Source organism: Enterococcus sp. RIT-PI-f (genome assembly GCF_001297065.1).
GTDB lineage: Bacteria > Bacillota > Bacilli > Lactobacillales > Enterococcaceae > Enterococcus_D.
Genome location: NZ_LHOX01000012.1, coordinates 25,017 through 44,029, shown reverse-complemented (window position 1 = coordinate 44,029; position 19,013 = coordinate 25,017). Strand labels below are relative to the sequence as shown.

General features: G+C 41.1%; 18 protein-coding genes. 9 read left to right on the top strand and 9 right to left on the bottom strand.

The features are described 5' to 3' along the window. Nucleotides 1-32 precede the first annotated feature (32 nt). The 3 genes from AEQ18_RS05460 to AEQ18_RS05450 are packed head-to-tail and all read left to right on the top strand — an operon-like array spanning nucleotide 33 to nucleotide 2,591. The gene (locus AEQ18_RS05460) at nucleotides 33-437 is read left to right on the top strand and encodes an SdpI family protein (RefSeq protein ID WP_235505492.1); all 405 of its coding nucleotides are present in this window, start codon (nucleotides 33-35) and stop codon (nucleotides 435-437) included. After that, on the top strand, nucleotides 418-1,131 hold the full coding sequence (locus AEQ18_RS05455; RefSeq protein ID WP_054115362.1) for a response regulator transcription factor: 714 nt from the start codon (nucleotides 418-420) through the stop codon (nucleotides 1,129-1,131). Before AEQ18_RS05460 ends, AEQ18_RS05455 begins: the two co-directional genes overlap by 20 nt. Beyond that, the gene (locus AEQ18_RS05450) at nucleotides 1,131-2,591 is read left to right on the top strand and encodes a sensor histidine kinase (RefSeq protein ID WP_054115361.1); all 1,461 of its coding nucleotides are present in this window, start codon (nucleotides 1,131-1,133) and stop codon (nucleotides 2,589-2,591) included. The genes AEQ18_RS05455 and AEQ18_RS05450 overlap by 1 nt, the downstream gene beginning before the upstream one ends. A gap of 91 nt (nucleotides 2,592-2,682) precedes the next feature. Here AEQ18_RS05450 and AEQ18_RS05445 read toward each other — a convergent pair whose 3' ends face one another. The 3 genes from AEQ18_RS05445 to AEQ18_RS05435 form a co-directional block, all read right to left on the bottom strand. Continuing rightward, the gene (locus AEQ18_RS05445) at nucleotides 2,683-3,156 is read right to left on the bottom strand and encodes a hypothetical protein (RefSeq protein WP_054115360.1); all 474 of its coding nucleotides are present in this window, start codon (nucleotides 3,154-3,156) and stop codon (nucleotides 2,683-2,685) included. Then, nucleotides 3,135-3,872: a hypothetical protein gene (locus AEQ18_RS05440; RefSeq protein WP_054115359.1), complete on the bottom strand. Its 738-nt coding sequence runs from the start codon at nucleotides 3,870-3,872 to the stop codon at nucleotides 3,135-3,137. The genes AEQ18_RS05445 and AEQ18_RS05440 overlap by 22 nt, the downstream gene beginning before the upstream one ends. Nucleotides 3,873-4,020: 148 nt before the next feature. Next, nucleotides 4,021-6,114, bottom strand: a complete 2,094-nt coding sequence (locus AEQ18_RS05435; RefSeq protein ID WP_054115549.1) for an LTA synthase family protein — start codon at nucleotides 6,112-6,114, stop codon at nucleotides 4,021-4,023. Between the two features lie 237 nt (nucleotides 6,115-6,351). Here AEQ18_RS05435 and AEQ18_RS05430 point away from each other — a divergent pair, with 237 nt between their 5' ends. From AEQ18_RS05430 to ybaK, 3 genes are read left to right on the top strand one after another with little or no spacing between them, the layout of a single operon-like run. Beyond that, complete coding sequence (locus AEQ18_RS05430; RefSeq protein ID WP_054115548.1) at nucleotides 6,352-7,521, top strand: class I SAM-dependent rRNA methyltransferase; 1,170 nt, start codon at nucleotides 6,352-6,354, stop codon at nucleotides 7,519-7,521. Between the two features lie 5 nt (nucleotides 7,522-7,526). After that, nucleotides 7,527-8,285 (top strand): type I 3-dehydroquinate dehydratase, encoded by a 759-nt coding sequence (aroD, locus tag AEQ18_RS05425; protein ID WP_054115358.1) that lies wholly within the window; start codon nucleotides 7,527-7,529, stop codon nucleotides 8,283-8,285. 16 nt (nucleotides 8,286-8,301) lie between these two features. Further along, complete coding sequence (gene ybaK, locus AEQ18_RS05420; protein WP_054115357.1) at nucleotides 8,302-8,787, top strand: Cys-tRNA(Pro) deacylase; 486 nt, start codon at nucleotides 8,302-8,304, stop codon at nucleotides 8,785-8,787. Nucleotides 8,788-8,838: 51 nt separating this feature from the next. Here the strand turns inward: ybaK and AEQ18_RS05415 are convergent, their stop codons facing one another. Beyond that, nucleotides 8,839-9,876 carry a tagatose 1,6-diphosphate aldolase gene (locus AEQ18_RS05415; RefSeq protein WP_054115356.1) on the bottom strand — a complete coding sequence of 346 codons (1,038 nt, stop codon included), beginning with the start codon at nucleotides 9,874-9,876 and terminating at the stop codon, nucleotides 8,839-8,841. Between the two features lie 119 nt (nucleotides 9,877-9,995). Then, the gene (locus AEQ18_RS05410) at nucleotides 9,996-11,255 is read right to left on the bottom strand and encodes an NAD(P)/FAD-dependent oxidoreductase (RefSeq protein WP_054115355.1); all 1,260 of its coding nucleotides are present in this window, start codon (nucleotides 11,253-11,255) and stop codon (nucleotides 9,996-9,998) included. Between the two features lie 159 nt (nucleotides 11,256-11,414). Between AEQ18_RS05410 and gdhA the strand changes: the two genes are divergently transcribed. From gdhA to AEQ18_RS05395, 3 genes are all read left to right on the top strand, one after another. Next, nucleotides 11,415-12,764 carry an NADP-specific glutamate dehydrogenase gene (gene gdhA, locus AEQ18_RS05405; RefSeq protein WP_054115354.1) on the top strand — a complete coding sequence of 450 codons (1,350 nt, stop codon included), beginning with the start codon at nucleotides 11,415-11,417 and terminating at the stop codon, nucleotides 12,762-12,764. Between the two features lie 102 nt (nucleotides 12,765-12,866). Next, nucleotides 12,867-14,213: a glucose-6-phosphate isomerase gene (locus tag AEQ18_RS05400; RefSeq protein WP_054115353.1), complete on the top strand. Its 1,347-nt coding sequence runs from the start codon at nucleotides 12,867-12,869 to the stop codon at nucleotides 14,211-14,213. A 383-nt stretch (nucleotides 14,214-14,596) separates the two neighbouring features. Next, on the top strand, nucleotides 14,597-14,806 hold the full coding sequence (locus AEQ18_RS05395) for a hypothetical protein (RefSeq protein WP_054115352.1): 210 nt from the start codon (nucleotides 14,597-14,599) through the stop codon (nucleotides 14,804-14,806). A 42-nt stretch (nucleotides 14,807-14,848) separates the two neighbouring features. Here AEQ18_RS05395 and AEQ18_RS05390 read toward each other — a convergent pair whose 3' ends face one another. The 4 genes from AEQ18_RS05390 to AEQ18_RS05375 form a co-directional block, all read right to left on the bottom strand. Next, nucleotides 14,849-16,651, bottom strand: a complete 1,803-nt coding sequence (locus AEQ18_RS05390; RefSeq protein ID WP_054115351.1) for a glycerophosphoryl diester phosphodiesterase membrane domain-containing protein — start codon at nucleotides 16,649-16,651, stop codon at nucleotides 14,849-14,851. 156 nt (nucleotides 16,652-16,807) lie between these two features. Further along, on the bottom strand, nucleotides 16,808-17,407 hold the full coding sequence (locus tag AEQ18_RS05385) for a TVP38/TMEM64 family protein (RefSeq protein WP_054115350.1): 600 nt from the start codon (nucleotides 17,405-17,407) through the stop codon (nucleotides 16,808-16,810). A 214-nt stretch (nucleotides 17,408-17,621) separates the two neighbouring features. Continuing rightward, nucleotides 17,622-18,071, bottom strand: a complete 450-nt coding sequence (locus AEQ18_RS05380; RefSeq protein ID WP_054115349.1) for a threonine/serine exporter family protein — start codon at nucleotides 18,069-18,071, stop codon at nucleotides 17,622-17,624. Next, complete coding sequence (locus tag AEQ18_RS05375) at nucleotides 18,068-18,826, bottom strand: threonine/serine exporter family protein (protein WP_054115348.1); 759 nt, start codon at nucleotides 18,824-18,826, stop codon at nucleotides 18,068-18,070. The genes AEQ18_RS05380 and AEQ18_RS05375 overlap by 4 nt, the downstream gene beginning before the upstream one ends. Nucleotides 18,827-19,013 lie beyond the last annotated feature (187 nt).

The following is a 19,013-nucleotide window of genomic DNA, read 5'->3' as shown; positions in this document are numbered from 1 at the left end:
AAAAGGCAAACCTTTGTGAATAAATCGTGAAGTTGTTGGTAGATACAGGATTTTCGAGTATACTAAAGGAAGAATGGGGTGAAAGAATGATTTTTTTAGTCATTGGTATCATTTTTTTATTGATAGGGTTGATTTTTTTCATCTTTCCATCAAAAAAAATCAATTTTATTTATGGATACCGTTCGTTTCTTGCAAAACAAAATGATATATATTGGCGTTACGCCCAAAAAATCAGTAGTCGCTATTTTCTCTTATTTGGCGCATTGATGACCTTGATTGGGGGCGTCTTGCGATGGCAAGATTGGACCAATTTTTTTATTTTAGAAATGATTGCAATTCCATGGTTTATCGTGCCGATGTTTGGCTTGATCGAAGAAAATCTACAACGTTTTGATAAAGAGTACAGAGGTGAAGACAATGAATATATTAATGATTGAAGACAATGAATCCGTTTCGGAAATGATGCAAATGTTCTTCTTGAACGAAGGTTGGGAAGCGACATTCAAATATGATGGAAAAGAAGGACTAGATGCCTTTACGGCAGAACCGGATAAATGGGATATGATCACCCTTGATTTAAACTTGCCATCTATGGATGGTATGATGGTTGCAAGAGAAGTCCGGAAAGTGTCCAGTACCGTACCGATCATTATGTTAACCGCTCGGGATTCTGAAAGCGATCAAGTCATCGGACTTGAAATGGGCGCAGATGACTATGTGACGAAGCCATTTAGTCCATTGACATTGATTGCACGGATCAAAGCACTGCACCGGCGCAGTGAAATGGTTGAGAAAACCACATCTGAACCATCTGACAATCGCTTTGATATCGTCACGGATCATTTCAAGATGAATACGAAAACCCGGGAAGCTTACTTGAATGAAGTGGCGATCGAAGGATTGACGCCCAAAGAGTTTGACTTATTGTTTACGTTGGCCAAAAAACCTAGACAAGTCTTTTCTCGTGAGCAATTATTGGAATTGGTTTGGGATTATCAATACTTTGGCGATGAGCGTACAGTTGATGCCCATATCAAAAAATTACGGCAAAAAATTGAAAAAGTAGGCCCGCAAATCATCCAAACAGTTTGGGGCGTCGGGTACAAATTTGATGATGCAGGTGTTGCCTAATGCGTTATTTGTACCAGCAGCTGATTGCCTTCTTTGTTGTGATCTTAGTGATTCTGATGACGATTGGTGTCGCTTTTACACAGATGACCAGACAAACATTGCAGGAACGAAACTACGAACAGTTGATGGGGTATGCGTCATCAGTTGCTAAAATTTCGCAAATCAGTGATTCTGATTATTTGCAGCAAAATATGACCCGAGATGGCTACTTGCAATATTCACTGCAATTGGCAGAGAATATTTTAAGCAATCAGGATATTTCTTTTGCTTTTTTCAAGAGTCCAGATGAAGTCTTATATCCATTGGATGCAGCGAATAATGTTGATTTTACGATTTCTGACAGTGACTGGTCATCCTTACAAAGCGGTGCCCGCTTGCAAATGACGGCAAGTACCGATCTTTCTGGAGAAAAAGAGCTTACTTCCTATGTGTTGATTCCTTTTTCTGTCAATCGAACAGAATTTTATGGTGTGATGGTCGTCTCACAGTCTGCAAGCAGTATTTTGAATTTGGTAAGTGCATTTAATCAGAATTTGTTCAAAGTGTTCGTGATTTCGATCATCGTATCTTTATTGATCAGTTACCTCTTCGCCACCTTCCAAGTCCGGCGCATCAATCGTATGAAACGTGCGACGAAGGAAATCACCAATGGGAACTTTGATATCGAATTGCCTGTACACAATCGGGATGAATTCGATGAATTGGCGGAAGACTTTAATACGATGTCCCATTCGTTAAAAGAGTCGCAAGAAGAAATCGAACGCCAAGAAGAGCGGCGTCGCCAATTTATGGCCGATGCGTCCCACGAAATGCGGACCCCTTTGACAACGATCAACGGCCTGTTGGAAGGGTTGGAATACAACGCGATTCCCGAAAATCAAAAAGACAATGCGATTCGATTGATGAAAAATGAAACCAATCGCTTGATCCGTTTAGTCAATGAAAATTTAGATTACGAAAAAATCAGAACCAATCAAATCTCAATGGTGATCAAGAAATTCAATGCAACAGCAACGATAGAAAATCTGTTGACGCAATTAGAAAGCAAGGCAGAGCAGGCACGAGATGTCTTGATATTAGATACGAAAGAACCAATCGATGTTTATGCTGATTATGATCGCTTTGTACAAGTGCTAGTCAATATCTTGCAGAATGCCATTCAATTTACAGAAGATGGCGAGGTTCATGTGGGGATCGAAAAAGGGTATCTAGAAACGATCATTGAGATCAGGGATACCGGCATCGGGATGTCAGAAGAACAAGTCAAAAATATCTGGGATCGTTACTATAAAGTTGACCCATCTCGCAAAAATAAACAATTTGGGGAATCTGGTTTAGGCTTATCGATCGTGGAACAACTGGTTCGTTTGCACAAAGGTAAAATCGCAGTTGAAAGTGAATTGGGTGTAGGCACCACATTTCGGATCTCATTTCCAGATGTTGACTTAGAAGAAGCTTGATAGAAAGATGTGTAACTTCGGTTACACGTCTTTTTTTTGGTCATTCGACAAAAAAACGCCGCCCTTTTGATAAGGCGACGTCGCATACTATTCATAAAGTTGTCATATACGGTGTATGGGCAAATCGCTGGTCTTCGTGAATCAAAAAGATTTGCAGACCAAAGTGTTTGGCGAGGCCTTGGCACATGGGCAGCAACAGTTGAATATCACTGGTGGATAAATTACTGAGGACGTGCTCCATGACGAAGATCTCTTTTTCTAGTAACAAAGCTTGCAGCAACTGTATTTGGCGTTCTTCGATTTTTGTCAAAGCAGCTTGCTCTTTCTTGATGATGGCTGGTTCTAAGCTCAAAAAAGGAAGGATGTCTTCTAATGCAGTCTTTTTCTTAGCCGTTAAGGCCAAGTTGTCTTTTAGAGATAAAAACGGAACAGGGGACCAATGATCTTTGATCAATGCAGCTTGCTGCTGCATGACCAGATGATCTAGTTCTGTTAATAGCTGCTGATTCTCCTCTAATACAAAATATAACCCAAATGGATACATTAATTGAGTTGGTTTTTCCATTGTTTTTTCCTCCAATACAAACAATGACCGCTGACTATCAAACTAGTGATCGTTGTCACTGCAGCAGTCAAAATAAGGATGGCTTGTCGCGTACTATGAAACATGATCGATAACCAAGCGGTGCTGTTCAATTCAACGTTTTGGACAAAGACCTGGTTATTTTGGGGAATCGTGATCCCGAATTCTTCGTTCTGGGAACTTTGGACACTCTGCCAAATATGGGCCGAGGTGTTTTCTCGATCTAAGACAAAGATGTGACCGCTAAGCAGCTCTTGTTGGAAATAAGGTTGGAAGAGCATCAGCAGTGTAAATGCAGCAATTGCTGCAAGCATCAAGGGAACCCACATTTCAATCAACTGCATCCCAGCCCACTGACGGGTAGATGATCCAGTGGTCAGCCATGCTGAATATTCATTGCGTTTATGTAACTGATAATAAAATTGAAAACCGCAAATCACCAGTAAATACGCCCCAAAAATCAAATAAAACAGGTGCTGATAAAGGGTGGTGATCGGTTGTATCTCATTGGTTAATTTTGATTGCAGATCATCTGTGCCCAAGAGTTCATTCGTCTGGGCCAGTACTTGATCTAAAGAGTAGATCAAGGCAAAAGTGACGATCAAACCGAGCATCGCAAAAAAAGAAACGAGCGTATACAGAATCATTGCTTTTTTATGATAAAACAAACTAGCTATTGCAAACTTCACGGTTCTCATTTCATTCACCTCATCTTATGTATAGTATAAAATGGGAGTTTGAATAAAGTATGAAGTTCTTATAGTAAAAAAAAGAAAACATTTGAGGTACGACGATCATTGACGAAAAAAAACACCCACCAGAAATGAACTAGTGGGTGAACATATGCTAATCTTGTGAATCGCTGGTATCTTCTTGAATCTGTTCTTCGTATTCTTTATAGGTCTTTGTTTGATAAAGATCTACAGTAGATTGATTGCCATTTTGAGAGAACAAGCTTGTCGAGTCATCACCTAGATTCGATTCGATATCAAGCATTTGCTGTAGGCCATCTTTGTAGTTGTAACTATCTGGATCGACTTCTTCTAAACCACTCTTCGCATAAAAACGCAGTAAATCGCCATTGTTGATTTGATCAGAAACCGATAACTGTTTGTCCACTTTGGCTTTCCAATCATCTACCTGCTGCTGCAATGCATCGGAAGGATTGGTAATCGCCATGCCAGTACTGTTGCTATACAACGTCCCACCATAATACGTATACTCAGGTGTGACAAAGTCGCCATCTCTAAAGGCCACCAATTGTTCATTCTCATCTGAAAATAAATCTTGACCTAGTTGGATATAGTTTGATGTATCAACACCCAACAAGTGAAGTAGTGTTGGCAATGCATCGACTTGACCGCCATACGTATGATTGATCCCGCCATTTGTTTGACCAGGGATATGAATCATATAAGGTACACGTTGTAAGGAAGCATTGTCATAATTTGTCCAGCTGCTGCTTGATTTGCCAAGCAATTCAGCCAAGTTTTTGTTTCTTGAGTTTGAGATACCATAGTGATCACCATAAAGCACGATCACTGAATTGTCATACAAACCACTTTCTTTCAAGTAGTTGAAGAACTCTTCGACTGCTGTATCTAAATAATTTGCAGTAGCAAAGTAGCCGTTGATCGTTTCGTCAGATGTAGTTGCTAATGGGAAGCCACCTTCATCATTGGTAAATTCTGAGTAAGGATAGTGATTGGATACAGCTAAGAATTTGGCATAAAATGGTTGCTGCAAGTGTTCCAAATATTGAGCAGATTGTTCAAAGAACGGTTTGTCATGCAAGCCGTATTGGAATGAATTTTCATCAGTGACATCATAATAAGAAGCGTCAAAGAAATAATCGTAGCCAAATCGTTTGTAGGTTTCATTCCGATTCCAGAAAGTACCGGTATTCCCATGGAAAACAGCACTTGTATAGCCTTCAGTTTGACCAAGGATATCTGGCGCTGCTTCAAAGGTGTTTTTGCCCCCGAGTTGTGTAAACAAAGCCCCTTGATTCAATCCAAACAATGAGTTTTCAAATAAAGTTTCAGCATCACTGGTTTTGCCCGCTTTGACTTGATGGAAGAAATTATCAAAACTAAAGGTACTGTCACTATGATAAAGACTATTGATGAATGGCATGACTTCATGTTCCACACCATTTTCATCTTTCAATTTGTAATCGATCAGAAATTGCTGTGTACTCTCTAAATGGATATAGATGACATTTTTGCCTTTGGCGATACCAAACAAGTCATCGTTAGGTTCAGCATAATGTTCTTTGACATAGCTTTCGACCTCGTCCATATCATTGGGACTTGCTTCAGCACGAACTTGTGAAGCTTGATAGGTCTGAACGCCGTCATAGACAGTAAAGGCATTGATCCCTAGGTATTTGACCAAGTAATCACGAGAGAATGTCCTTGTCAATAATTCTGGACGATCGGCTTCTGCCATAAATAGATTGGCAGAAAAGACCATCACTGCAAGTGTCGACATGGCAAATGCCATTCTGGCACGCACTGGACGTGTATCCATCTTGATTTTTTTCATGACGAAAGCAGCAATCAGAATGATAAAGTCGATAAAGTACAAGACATCATAAGGTCTAAACAACCGAATCGCACTTTCACCTAATCCACTGGCCACTTTCCCAGCACCCAACATTGTATTGATCGTGATGAAATCGGTAAATTCACGATAATAAGACACGTTGGAGAAGAGCAGCAAGGTCATTAAGAAATAGATCACCAGCATCGTGATATAGGCGGCCTTCGTTCTTCTAACATATAAAGCGATGGATAATAGCAGCAGGGTGGTTGCTATCGGATTGATAAACAGAATGAAATACTGTACCGCACTTTCAATCCCAAGGTGGAAATCCACCATATAAGCAAAAATATTTTTTAACCAAAACAATAGGGCCAACAAAAAGAAAAAGCCCATTCGTGTATTCACTATCGTGGATACTTTATTTTTTTTCAAAGGAATCGTCCTCTCTTTTCCTGTATAAACGAAATTTGATCGATTTTACATCACAGTATATTCTACTAGTCAAGGTCATAGGTGTCAAATGTATTCCTTGAAGCAGCAGGGAATTAAGTATTTCTTTACTTTCAAGAATACAGACAAAGAATCGGCTTTTTGCTATACTTGAAAGAAGAATGAATGGAGCCGATCAATATGAATATAACATTAAACAAAAAAGGGATAGCCAAGTTTCGCAAGCGCCATCCGCTGATCCAAAAAGAGGATCTAGAACAAGCCAAAACCAGCACTGAATGGGTCAAATTTGTCGACCCGCAGCAACAGATTTTAGGCGTAGGGTATCTAGGAGAACAAAACAAAGGGTTGGGCTGGGTATTGGCATTTGAAGAGACTGTCATCGATCAGGCGTTCTTTGAAGGCCGGTTTGCAAAAGCCAAAGGGAAGCGCAGCAGCTACTATCAAGATGACACCACGACAGCATTTCGCGTGTTCAATGGCGAAGGAGATCAAGTTGGTGGTTTGACGATAGATCTTTATGCGACCTATGCCGTTTTTTCATGGTACAACCAGACCCTCTATCAGCATAAGCAGGAAATCGTTGCAGCTTTTCAACTGATCTTTCCTGAAATTATCGGCGCAGCCGAAAAAATTCGTTTTACCGCAGATTTGCCTGAGTCGCAATGGTTATTTGGAGAAACAGCACCGGAACCGTTATTGGTATTGGAAAATGGCATTACCTATGCGACCTACTTGAATGAAGGCTTGATGACTGGTATTTTTTTGGATCAAAAAGAAGTGCGCGGCCAACTTGTGGATGGTTTAGTTAGTGGGAAAACACTATTGAATATGTTCAGTTATACCGGTGCCTTTTCTGTGGCAGCAGCCATGGGGGGCGCCAGTCAAACAACCAGTGTTGATCTGGCGAAACGAAGCCTAGAGAAGACACGAGAACAATTTAGCGTCAATGGGATCGATCCAGAAACGCAAAAAATCCATGTGATGGACGTCTTTGGTTATTTTCAATATGCCAAGAAGAAACATCTGCGATTTGATGCAATCGTGTTGGATCCGCCAAGTTTTGCCCGCAACAAAAAGAAAGTTTTTTCTGTAGCCAAGAATTATGGGGAGCTGGTAACTGACAGCTTAGCGATCTTAGCAAATGATGGGCTGTTGATCGCTTCAACGAATGCAGCCAATTTACCGATTGGCAAGTTTCAAGAATTGATCGAGGACGCACTGAACGACGCACACGTGTCCTTTGACTGTTTGCATACTTACCGTTTACCAAGCGATTTTGCAGTCGATCGCCATTTTAATGAAGGCAATTATCTAAAAGTATTCTTTTATCAAATCCATAAGGAGTGAAATAGATGACAATAGAAATTCCGACAACTGAAAACGGCAAACAGCCCTTGATATGTGTGCCGTTGATTGGCACTACAAATGAAGAAATCATCAAAGAAGCATTGGCAGCACAAGAATCTGATGCAGATGTCGTTGAATGGCGTGTTGATCACTACAAACATGCAGCAGATGTACAGGCAGTATTAGATGTGCTCTCTCATATTCGCACAACGCTGAAATCAAAAGTCTTATTGTTCACGTTTCGAACGATAGAAGAAGGTGGCAAGCGGCCATATTCATTGACCCAATACAAAATACTTTGCAAGGCAGCAGCGGAATCCGGCTTGATTGATTGGATCGATATTGAATTGGAAAAAGCGGAATTTCTAGGTCGACAGTTTATAAAAGAAATCAAAGCAGCCAAAGTCAAATTGATTTTAAGCAATCATGATTTTGAAGGAACACCAGAAGATGCGGTCTTGATTTTGCGGATTGGTATCATGAATCAGTTTGGCGCAGATATCGGTAAGTTGGCGATGATGCCAAATCAAATACAAGATGTCTTGCGTTTAATGGGGATCATCACGAAGGCCCGCGGCTTTAATCAATTGCCTTTAGCGATTATGTCCATGGGAGATTTAGGCAAAATCAGCCGTGTCAGCGGCTCATTGACCGGCTCAGTGTTTACCTTTGCTTCTTTAGGCGAGGCATCGGCACCAGGTCAAATTCCCGTGGAACACATGCAAAGTTACTTAGATGAATTTGAGATCAAAATGGAATCATAGAGATAGAAGGGATATTATGGCAAAAAAGAGTCAAAAAACCAATGCGATTCGATTGGTGGAGCAACGTAAAATCAACTATCAAGAATATACCTATGCATGGTCTGAGGACCATTTAGATGCGGCAACCGTAGCTGAACAATTGGATACACCACAAGCCATCTACAAAACGTTAGTGGCAGTTGGCAACAAGACGGGCCCTTTGGTGGCAGTAATTCCAGGAAATGCGGCTTTGGATCTAAAGAAAATAGCAAAAGTCAGTCAAAATAAAAAAGTCGAGATGCTTCATGTCAAAGAATTAGAAGAAACCACCGGTTACATTCGTGGAGGCTGTTCACCGATCGGTATGAAAAAATTATTTCCGACATTTGTTGATGCAAGTGCGGAGAATCTGAAGGAAATCATTATTTCCGCAGGCAAACGCGGACTACAGATGGGCCTTGCACCAGAGGATCTCTTGGTGTTGACAAAAGCCCAGTTTGTCGATATTTTGGCAGCTGAATAAGCAAAAAGCGCAAACCAAGTCGTCTTGGTTTGCGCTTTTTGTCGTCTGGCTTCAGTCCGCCACATTTAAATCAAAGACCTCAATATTTTCTAAGCCACCATAAAATGCATACCACGGTGTGGCATATTGTGTCAAAATGGCATTCAACTCTTCCACATTTTCTTTGCCTTTGGTATCTAACCATTCAATCAGCGCATCTGCCCCTTGTTTGCCATAGATGTCAACACTATCTCGCCAAGTGGCACGCCCCCCTAAAATGCCGGAGAATGTGGCGCCATGTTGTCCAGCAAAAATGAGTTCCTCCCGGAAGACATTTGCCGGCACACCTGCACTCAAATAGATAAATGGACGAGTGGCCGCTTCACTGGCTTCTTTAAAGTAGTTGGCCGCTTCTTCTTGCGTGTAGACTGCTTCTAAACCTTCTTTTTGATAGCCTTCAACCAAGTTGAATTGCACAGGTACCTCGACTTTCAAAATATCGATATGGTATTGGTCTTTGTTCAATTCTTGGATCGTCTGTATCACCTTGCTTGGCTTGATTTTGGCAAATGCTGGCGATATAGGATCTGTGATCTCATCATCATACACGATGGGCTCGACAAATAATGGAATATCAGCAGCTTGCGCTTCAGTGCCCAAACGTTCTAAGAAAGCATGTTTTGTGTCCAATATTTCTTGTGGTTCATCAGGATTGTAGTAAACCAATACTTTCGCAGCATCCGCCCCTTTTTTGACTAGGCGTTGTAAAGATTCATTTGGTAAAATCTCAGGTAATCTGCCTGGCGTGTTGACATCATAGCCTGTTTTTTCATAAGACAAAATCAATCCAGCCTGCGGGTTTTTCGCTTCGATGCCCATAAATCCATATTCTTCATCAAGCAGAATACTACTGACATACTTAGTTAACTCTTGTGAAACCAACTTTTTGTATTCGTAGATATGATCCATTGTGAAGTTGTCAGGACCCGTAGCAGCCTTCATCATTTTTTTCATGGAACCTCTTTGGTCGATCGCCAACGCGGCAATCACACCATCTGCATTGGCTAATTTTTGCATTTTGTCAAATTTTCCTCTGGACATTCGTTTCATGGCAATCACACTCCGTTATTTAGTTAGCTTAAGTGTACGCCTTCTGCAGAGAAACACCAACTGATACGCAAAAAGAGCCAGCCGTAAAGACTGGCTCAACGAGCGAACGAAAGAATGAACTAATAGGCAAAATAACTAGCGGTTTCTGCGGCATTCTTTCCAGAGACATGACCGGTACAAAAAGCTGCTGTAATATTGAAGCCGCCTGTGTAGCCATTGATATCGATCAATTCGCCAGCAAAATATAGTCCATTGATTTTTTTGCTTTCCATTGTTTTGGGATTGATTTCTTTCAGATGGATCCCACCACCAGTAACAAATGATTTTTCAATGGGGAAAGTGCGGATGATATTGATCTCAAAACCTTTCATCAAGCCCGCAAGGTCTGTCAATTCCTCCAGAGAAGTTTTTTCAGCAATTTTGTCCATCAAGCCGAGCCTTTCAATAAAGAAGCTCATCAAACGCTCTGGCAAGAACCCGCTTAGCGCGTTGTTGAGTTGTTTTTTCGATTGGGCGGCATCGTGAAGTTCTGTTGCTAAAGCAGCTACGCTGCGTTGTGGATAGCTATCTACAACAACGGACACAGGACCGTCTTTCAATGCGGTATTAACGAAGGAAGAACAGCGCAAAGCCGCAGGTCCAGAAACACCGAAATGGGTAAACAGCAAGTCCATCGTGTGGGTGACGACTGGTTTTCTTTTGGCATTCAAGACGGTCAAATCGATGTCTTGCAAAGAGATACCTTGTAAGGTTCTTTCAAGGATAAAATCATCTTCGGAGATCAAAGGCGATTCCGTGGGATAGAGTGGGGTGATCGTATGGCCCACTTTTTTGGCCATTTTATAGCCATCACCTGTGGAACCAGTGGATGGATAGGTCTTTCCGCCTGTTGTTAAGATCACGCTTGGTGCAGTGTACTCGTCTAGCTCTGTTCGGACACCTTGGATCTGTTGGCCATCGTGCAGTAGTTTCGTAACGACAGTATTGGTCAGGAGCGTCACATGCAGGTCATTGATTGCTGTGTGCAAGGCCTCCACAATGGTTTTCGATTTATTTGTGACGGGAAACATTCTGCCATGGTCTTCTTCTTTCAGCACGACCCCCAAATCATTGAAGAATGTCATCACATCAAAATTATTAAACTGAGAAAAGGTACTATAAAGAAATTTGCCATTCCCAGGAATATGTGCCACTAGGTCATCAACAGGACGATTATTGGTGACATTACAACGGCCACCACCAGTGAGTAAAAGTTTTTTACCGATTTTTTTATTTTTTTCTATCAACAACACGCGTGCCCCTTGTTGCGCCGCCGTGATGGCAGCCATCATGCCGCTGGTCCCAGCACCTACAACGATGACATCGTAGTTTTTATTCATCATTTTCACCTCTGTTGCATTGTAACATATCCCATACAACTGCAGTAGAGCAAGCATCTTAAAAGGAATTGAAAAAAAATTCTGACAATTTGAAAAAAAAGCGTGCAATTTCTGAAATTTTCTATAAAATAGAGAATATCTTAAAGGAGGTAATGCACTATGACAAAAGCTTCAGCATATGTTCAAGACATTCAAACGAAAATCCATGATAAAGACCAGCACCAAACGGAATTTCTGCAAGCGATAGATGAATTCTTACCGACGATTGTTCCTTTTTTGGAGGAGCATCCAGAATATATTGAATCAAATGTGCTAGGGTTGTTGACTGAACCAGAACGTTTTATCCAGTTCCGTGTTCCTTGGCAAGATGACCAAGGAAACTGGCAAGTCAATCGCGGCTACCGCATTCAATTCAACTCTGCCATGGGACCTTACAAAGGCGGATTACGTTTCCATCCAAGTGTCAATTTGAGTATTTTGAAGTTTTTGGCGTTCGAGCAAATCTTCAAGAACAGTTTAACTGGTTTACCCATCGGTGGTGGGAAAGGTGGAAGTGATTTCGATCCTAAAGGCAAATCTGATGCTGAGGTCATGCGTTTTTGCCAAAGCTTTATGACCGAATTATCGAAACATATTGGCCCAGACTTAGATGTTCCGGCGGGGGATATTGGGGTTGGCGGCCGTGAGATCGGCTACTTATTCGGTGCGTACAAACGATTAAAACAATATGATGCCGGCGTATTAACCGGTAAACCTCTAGATTTCTGGGGCAGCAAGAACCGGACGGAAGCAACAGGGTATGGCGCAGTCTATTTTGTCAAACATCTTTTGAAGGACTTAGACGAAGATTTCTCTGGCAAAAAAGCCATCGTTTCCGGTAGTGGGAATGTTGCCATCTATGCCATCGAAAAATTACAAGAATTAGGTGCGATCCCTGTGACATGTTCCGATTCATCAGGCTTCATTTATGACAAAGAAGGCATCGATCTGGCTTTACTGAAAGAATTGAAAGAAGTCAAACGGGAACGCCTAACAGCTTATGCTGAAGCACGCCCTTCTGCAGAATACCACGAAGGCGCATCTGTCTGGGATTTTGATACAGAAGCGGAATTGGCTTTTCCATGTGCAACGCAAAATGAAATCAATTTGGAGCAAGCAAAAAGAGCGAAGAAAAATGGTGTGAGAGTCGTGTCAGAAGCCGCAAATATGCCAAGTGTGCTAGAAGCCGCAGAATATTTCATCGAAGAAGGCATCTACTATTGCCCAGGTAAAGCAGCCAATGCGGGTGGCGTAGCCGTATCTGCATTAGAAATGAGCCAAAACTCTCAACGATTGCAATGGGAGAAAGCAGAAGTAGATGAAAAATTAGACGATATCATGAAAAATATTTATGAATCTTGCCGTGATACTGCTGAAAAATTTGATCAAAAAAATAATTTCATGTTGGGTGCTAACGTGGCAGGGTTTGAAAAGGTTGCTAAAGCAATGTTTGCCCAAGGACTTGTCTAAAAATACCTAACAGGCGATATATTAGGAATTACTTGAAAAAAGTTGAAAAAAAACGTAAAGTAGATACTGTATGAAAAACTATTTTTTCAAGGAGGACAAATCATGTCACACATCAAATTTGACTATTCAAAAGTAGCGCCTTTCGTCAATGAATACGAATTGGGTTACATGCAAAGTCAAGTCACAGCAGCAGACAAACAATTAAGAGAAGGAACAGGCGCAGGAAGTGATTTTTTAGGCTGGATCGATCTACCTAAAAATTATGATAAAGATGAATTTGCACGAATCAAAAAAGCAGCAGAAAAAATTCAATCAGATTCTGACGTTTTAGTTGTTATCGGAATTGGCGGTTCATATTTAGGTGCCAAAGCGGCAATCGATTTCTTGAATCATTCTTTCTATAACTTAGTTGGTAAAGAAGAACGTAAAGCACCGCAGATCTTCTTCGCTGGAAATTCAATCTCATCTACGTACTTGGCAGATTTGATCGATATCATTGGCGAACGTGATTTCTCAGTGAACGTGATCTCTAAATCAGGTACAACGACTGAACCTGCAATCGCCTTTCGTGTCTTCAAAGAACGTTTGATCGAGAAGTATGGTAAAGAAGAAGCCAACAAACGGATCTATGCAACGACGGATAAAGCTAAAGGCGCTGTAAAAGTTGAAGCTGATGCGGAAAACTGGGAAACATTCGTGATTCCCGATGATATTGGTGGACGTTTCTCTGTCTTAACCGCTGTTGGGTTATTGCCAATCGCCGCTACAGGTGCTGATATCGATGCGTTGATGCAAGGGGCTGCTGATGCAAGTGATGCGTATGCGACAGATGACCTTGAAAAAAATGAAGCATATCAGTACGCAGCTATGCGTAATATCCTTTACCGTAAAGGCAAAGTAACTGAATTATTGATCAACTACGAACCAGGCATGCAATATTTCTCTGAATGGTGGAAACAATTGTTCGGCGAATCAGAAGGAAAAGACCAAAAAGGCATTTACCCTTCAAGCGCCAATTTTTCAACTGACTTGCACTCTCTTGGTCAATATATCCAAGAAGGCCGTCGCAATATCTTCGAAACAGTCGTAAAAGTTGAAAAACCACGCAAATCAATCACGATTCCAACCCAAGAAGCTGATCTAGATGGATTGGGCTACTTACAAGGAAAAGAAGTTGATTTCGTCAATACAAAAGCGTTTGAAGGTACGTTATTGGCCCATACGGATGGCGATGTACCAAATCTTTTGGTGAAAATCCCTACGATGGATGCCTACACTTTAGGCTATACAATGTACTTCTTTGAAATTGCCGTTGCAATCTCAGGATACTTGAATGGCGTCAATCCATTTGACCAACCAGGTGTAGAAGCTTACAAGAAAAACATGTTTGCTTTACTTGGCAAACCAGGTTTTGAAGATCTTGCCAAAGAATTGAACGAACGTCTATAAGCGTCAAGAAACATCAAAGTCCCTGTCATCCAGATCATCTGGGTGGCAGGGACTTTTTTATTTCAAGCAGATAGTAGACGGTATTATGGCATGCATCAATGGTTTTCTTTTAAGCCGAAAAGCAATGCAGCTGACAATAACAAAATGACGAATGTTTGAATCATAGGCATGATCATCACTCCCTCATTGATTTTCTCTAGTGTAATACGAAAACTCAAGACAGGCACGAACAGGGGTGAGAGAACGAGCGAACGAATTTGTCATCTAAAAGTGAGATAAAAACACCGGAATAAAAAAATACTTTTTTTGTTTAAAAAGCGTTTTCATTTGCTTGTTTATTTGTTATGATAGCCTTAAGAAAAATGATTGTTTGAGGTGAGTATATGGAACAGATCAATATTGGACAAACCTATCGTTGTCAACCGGTGGGCACGAAAAAACACGTAGAAGGCACAATAGAGAAGTTATATCTGAATACAGCGCTGATTATTGTCACGGCTTGTGAAGAAGAAGACAAAGAGTGGGTATTTGAGTGCAATCATCGAATGATCGTGACTTTTAATAACATACACGCTGCGATCCATGCGGCATAAAAAAAGCTGTTGATGCGATCGTACATCAACAGCTTTTTCTATTTAGCCAACCCCAATCACGAAGTTCAGCAGTTTATCTGAATAGGTCATCTCATCCATGTCGACATTCACTTCTTGATTCAATAGACCCATCTGATCAGTAATGATCCCATCTACACCGTAGAAACGCATCCGACTGATATCATCTGTGTCATTCGGCGTCCAGACAAAGACCTCCTTGTCATCCGCTTTGGCAGAGGCGATGAAATTACGGTTGATCGTACTGAATTCCATTGTCAAAAAATCAGCGCTGGTAATAGGCGGTCCAACGATATTGAAAGGCATGATATAGCCAGTCACCAATTCTGGTGCTTGTGTTTTCAATTCTTCCACGACATTGTACGTCAGACTTTGCATGATATGTCCATTCGTGATCAAGTCTTCTTGGTATTGTGCTAAGAAGTTTTGGACAAGGGTATCGACTTCTTTTTTTTGTGTTTTGATCTCAACCAATAGTTTTTGATCCAGTTGATTAGCTAGTGCCAGATACGCATCAAAGGTTGGGATCTCAGCGGTTTCCCCGTTTTCTGAAACAGTTAACGATTGTGCGTAGGCTAGCGTCGATTGCTCCGGTTTTCCTTTGGCACCTGTCAATGGCGGAAAAGTAAAGTCATGGTAAACGATAAAGGCACCATCACTCGTTTGCTGGACATCCATTTCCACATAATCAGGATGATACGTTTCACTTGTGAAACGCAACGCTTCAAGGGAATTTTGAACACCTTGCCCATTACTGACCCCACGATGAGAAATCGTGAGGGGTTTGGCACTCGCTGCTGAAGTCAGGTAGTTCATATTGTACAAACTCACACCTACACCAAAAAGAACGGTTATAAAGGTAAATAAGAATCCTTCTACCCCTAAGAATGTTTTGGAAGCCATCGGTTCTTGAATAAAGCTAGCCGGAATAGCCGGCAGAAATCCTTCATCGTCCATAAAATCGACAATAATGTAGAAAATAGCTACCGTCGACAGAATGATATTCAGCAACAGAATAAACTGCAAGAAAGTCATAATAAACACGGCGCTATATAAAGATGAGGATGGGAAAAAATTTTCGATCAACGCTTGCAGTCCAATCAGCAAGCTGAAACCAATGGACGAAAGTAAGAGAATACTGCCCCCGATAAAAACAAACTGACCAACGATTGCAAAGAAGCGGCGTTTAGTCACTTGCAGACTTTCCTTGATTGCTAGACGAAAAGGCAAATCCCTTAAAATCATTTCCGGTAAAGCAAAAATGACGCGGATCCCAAGATAAATCAGCAACACATAGATCAGTAAGACAGCACCAATAATGAGTACACGATTGGCAAAAATGAAATCCATAATAAAAGCCGGAATTTTGATTTTTGCCAATAAATCAGAATTGAAACTCAATCCGCCAATCGGCAATACCAGCAAGAAATAGAACAAGAAAAACAAAAACGTCATTGGTCTTAATTTTCTCATCTGCAGCAAGGTCATCCGCAATAATTGTTTCAAGCTGATCGGTTGCTGTTTCTTAATGAAGTAAACACTCAGCAACAGAAAAGTGAATTCAAAGAATACCGCAACTAAAATCAAAAGCAAAATCACGGTCAAAGAGAACAACACCATCGGATGCTCAGTAAAGATACTCCCAACATTGTCAAATGACAAATAAGTGAAACCGCCGCGTTTCAGTACGAATTTCGTTGATGCCGATAGAATAGGGATCACCAAAAATAAAAGGGCCCCATGCATCAAGAGCACATCACGAAAATAAGCATCACTAGATTTTAGAAAATCCCATGTATTGATCAAACTGTTTTTTAAATAGTTCATATGCCTCATCCTAACAAAAAGTTGTTGTCAATTAGTATATAACAAATGGAAATAAAAAAGAACCAACTGCCAGAGAAGTCATCAACAAGCCCATAACAAGTTAGGTACTTGCGAGAGTTCCTCACAGTTGATTCGTAAAAAAGGGTAGGAGATCAATCAACCACCCAATAAACCTGTCAAGAATGTACCACCATAGATCAATGCCATGCTATACAAGAAAATAGAGATCGGTTTTGCTAATAGAATGATCAAGGTAAATTTTTTCAAAGAAATATTGGTCAAACCAGCCATCAAACAAAGTGCATCGTCCGGTGCGACAGGTAGGAAGATCGCAAGAGCAAAGAGTTTTTCAAAGCGGCTTTGGTTGTCTAACCAGCCAATATATTTGTTGTAAGTTTTGTCACTGATCATGCTGAGAATAAATGGCTTACCATATCGACGACCTAGCAAAAAGATAATGACTGAACCGATACAGATCCCTACATAGTTATAAACAAAGCCCATATATGGGCCAAAGATCAAGACACCAGCCGCGCTGGAGATTCCGCCAGGAATGATCGGTATGACGACTTGCAAGATTTGTAAACAGATAAAAATGATGGGTCCTAAGATCACAGAGTGTCCGACCAATCCCCTCAATGCATTGATGTCTTTAAACACACCTAGATTGATAAAATAAATGGACAAAGCAATCGATAAACCTAACCCGATGATTGAGATCATATTAATAATTCGACGAGAAGTTGCAACACTCACAGGACTTCATCTCCTTTATGTTTCATTAATTTCACTATACTGGGTGGAAACGAAAAAAGCCAGTAAAAGAAATGACATTCATCAAACAGTTTTGTAAGTTCTGTCATGATTATAGAAGAATCCTTGTAAAATTGCATTGTACTAAAGTCTGAAATAATAAAAAATTATGATTTGAAACCGTTTCGTACTCAAAATCATCCTTTTCAACGGCTTATTATTTATTGAATAAGCGTTTCATTTGCCAATGCATGATCGACTTTTCTACAACATTTGTCATCATAAATCCCCCGGCGATCGCGCCTGCTGTGATCACAACGATCATCAGATTTTCCAAACCAACAAAATTGTCGCCTAAGGCAAATTCTCGCACCGCTTTATATGCTGGGCCACCTGGTACTAAAGGGACTAAGCTAGGAATGTTAAAAATAATCATCGGCATTTTCTTTCGTCTAGAGAAAAAGATACTGACACAACCAACCGCAAATGCAGCCAAAAAGTTCGCGCTGCCGATACCATAACCCTGTTGCTGCAATCCCCAATAAATCATCCAACCAATCGTGCCAGCTGCACCAGTGGCGATCAATGCCCGTTTCGGGATGTTTGTCAGCACACCGAACGCAACAGTACTGACAAAACTAAAAGCTATATGGATCAAACTCGTCATGAGATCCCTCCTACCAAAGTAAAGATCGTAGCGATCCCAACACCGATCGCCGCCGCAGTGAAGATTGCTTCCGTTCCGCGTGCCATGCCACTGATCAGATGTCCGGCTAGAATATCACGAAATGAATTGGTGATCGCCACGCCGGGAACCAGAGGCATGACAGCCCCAATGATCAAGTTGTCGACATTGGCGGCAACTTGAAAATGGACCGCCAAGATCGACAAACTGCCAATCACCAATGACGCACAAAACATATCTAAAAAGCGGATGTCAATGCGTTTTTTGACCCAAATGGCAATCATAAATCCGATACTGCCAATCAAAAATGTCGGCAGAAAATCAATCCAGCCACCGCCGAAAATGATCATCAACGTACTGCTGACGACGCCTGCACTAAGGACCTGCAAGGGGAAAGAAAAACTCGGCGTGGTGCTGTTGACTGCTTTAAGCGCGTGATGCAATTCGATCAGTGAAAGCGATTTGGCCGCATATTCTCGCGACAAGCGATTGACAGCAACGATTTTTTCTAAATTGATCACACGGTCATGTACATTCTCCACTTGCGCGTAATGGCTGCTGCGCAAGCCCATGAAAATCCCAGTTGCCGTCACGTAACTAATGCTGTCAGCTTCACCGGCATTCGCCGCAATTCGATTCATTGTGTCCTCTACACGGTATACTTCTGAGCCATTTTCCATCATGATTTTCCCTGCTAACAAGCAAGTTTCTAATAGCAACTCTTTTGATTCCACCATCGGCATACTCCTTTGCTGCGCTTTTGTGCGCTTAGCATATATCTTCCTAAGTGTACAATTTCTTCTGCTTATGAACAAGAATGAATAGACAAACTTTTTAAACATAACATTGGGAACAAGTTTCTCCTGGATCTGTTTAGATGTTTCTATTGATTCATTTGCATCTTTTTGTCAGAATAATAAATAA

What these genes read in the sequence shown, in the direction of transcription:
- AEQ18_RS05455 (WP_054115362.1), top strand. Translation starts at nt 418, where the DNA reads ATGAATATATTAATGATTGAAGACAATGAATCCGTTTCGGAAATGATG.
- AEQ18_RS05450 (WP_054115361.1), top strand. Translation starts at nt 1,131, where the DNA reads ATGCGTTATTTGTACCAGCAGCTGATTGCCTTCTTTGTTGTGATCTTA.
- AEQ18_RS05445 (WP_054115360.1), bottom strand. Translation starts at nt 3,156, where the DNA reads ATGGAAAAACCAACTCAATTAATGTATCCATTTGGGTTATATTTTGTA.
- AEQ18_RS05440 (WP_054115359.1), bottom strand. Translation starts at nt 3,872, where the DNA reads ATGAGAACCGTGAAGTTTGCAATAGCTAGTTTGTTTTATCATAAAAAA.
- AEQ18_RS05435 (WP_054115549.1), bottom strand. Translation starts at nt 6,114, where the DNA reads ATGGGCTTTTTCTTTTTGTTGGCCCTATTGTTTTGGTTAAAAAATATT.
- AEQ18_RS05430 (WP_054115548.1), top strand. Translation starts at nt 6,352, where the DNA reads ATGAATATAACATTAAACAAAAAAGGGATAGCCAAGTTTCGCAAGCGC.
- aroD (WP_054115358.1), top strand. Translation starts at nt 7,527, where the DNA reads ATGACAATAGAAATTCCGACAACTGAAAACGGCAAACAGCCCTTGATA.
- ybaK (WP_054115357.1), top strand. Translation starts at nt 8,302, where the DNA reads ATGGCAAAAAAGAGTCAAAAAACCAATGCGATTCGATTGGTGGAGCAA.
- AEQ18_RS05415 (WP_054115356.1), bottom strand. Translation starts at nt 9,876, where the DNA reads ATGAAACGAATGTCCAGAGGAAAATTTGACAAAATGCAAAAATTAGCC.
- AEQ18_RS05410 (WP_054115355.1), bottom strand. Translation starts at nt 11,255, where the DNA reads ATGAATAAAAACTACGATGTCATCGTTGTAGGTGCTGGGACCAGCGGC.
- gdhA (WP_054115354.1), top strand. Translation starts at nt 11,415, where the DNA reads ATGACAAAAGCTTCAGCATATGTTCAAGACATTCAAACGAAAATCCAT.
- AEQ18_RS05400 (WP_054115353.1), top strand. Translation starts at nt 12,867, where the DNA reads ATGTCACACATCAAATTTGACTATTCAAAAGTAGCGCCTTTCGTCAAT.
- AEQ18_RS05395 (WP_054115352.1), top strand. Translation starts at nt 14,597, where the DNA reads ATGGAACAGATCAATATTGGACAAACCTATCGTTGTCAACCGGTGGGC.
- AEQ18_RS05390 (WP_054115351.1), bottom strand. Translation starts at nt 16,651, where the DNA reads ATGAACTATTTAAAAAACAGTTTGATCAATACATGGGATTTTCTAAAA.
- AEQ18_RS05380 (WP_054115349.1), bottom strand. Translation starts at nt 18,071, where the DNA reads ATGACGAGTTTGATCCATATAGCTTTTAGTTTTGTCAGTACTGTTGCG.
- AEQ18_RS05375 (WP_054115348.1), bottom strand. Translation starts at nt 18,826, where the DNA reads ATGGTGGAATCAAAAGAGTTGCTATTAGAAACTTGCTTGTTAGCAGGG.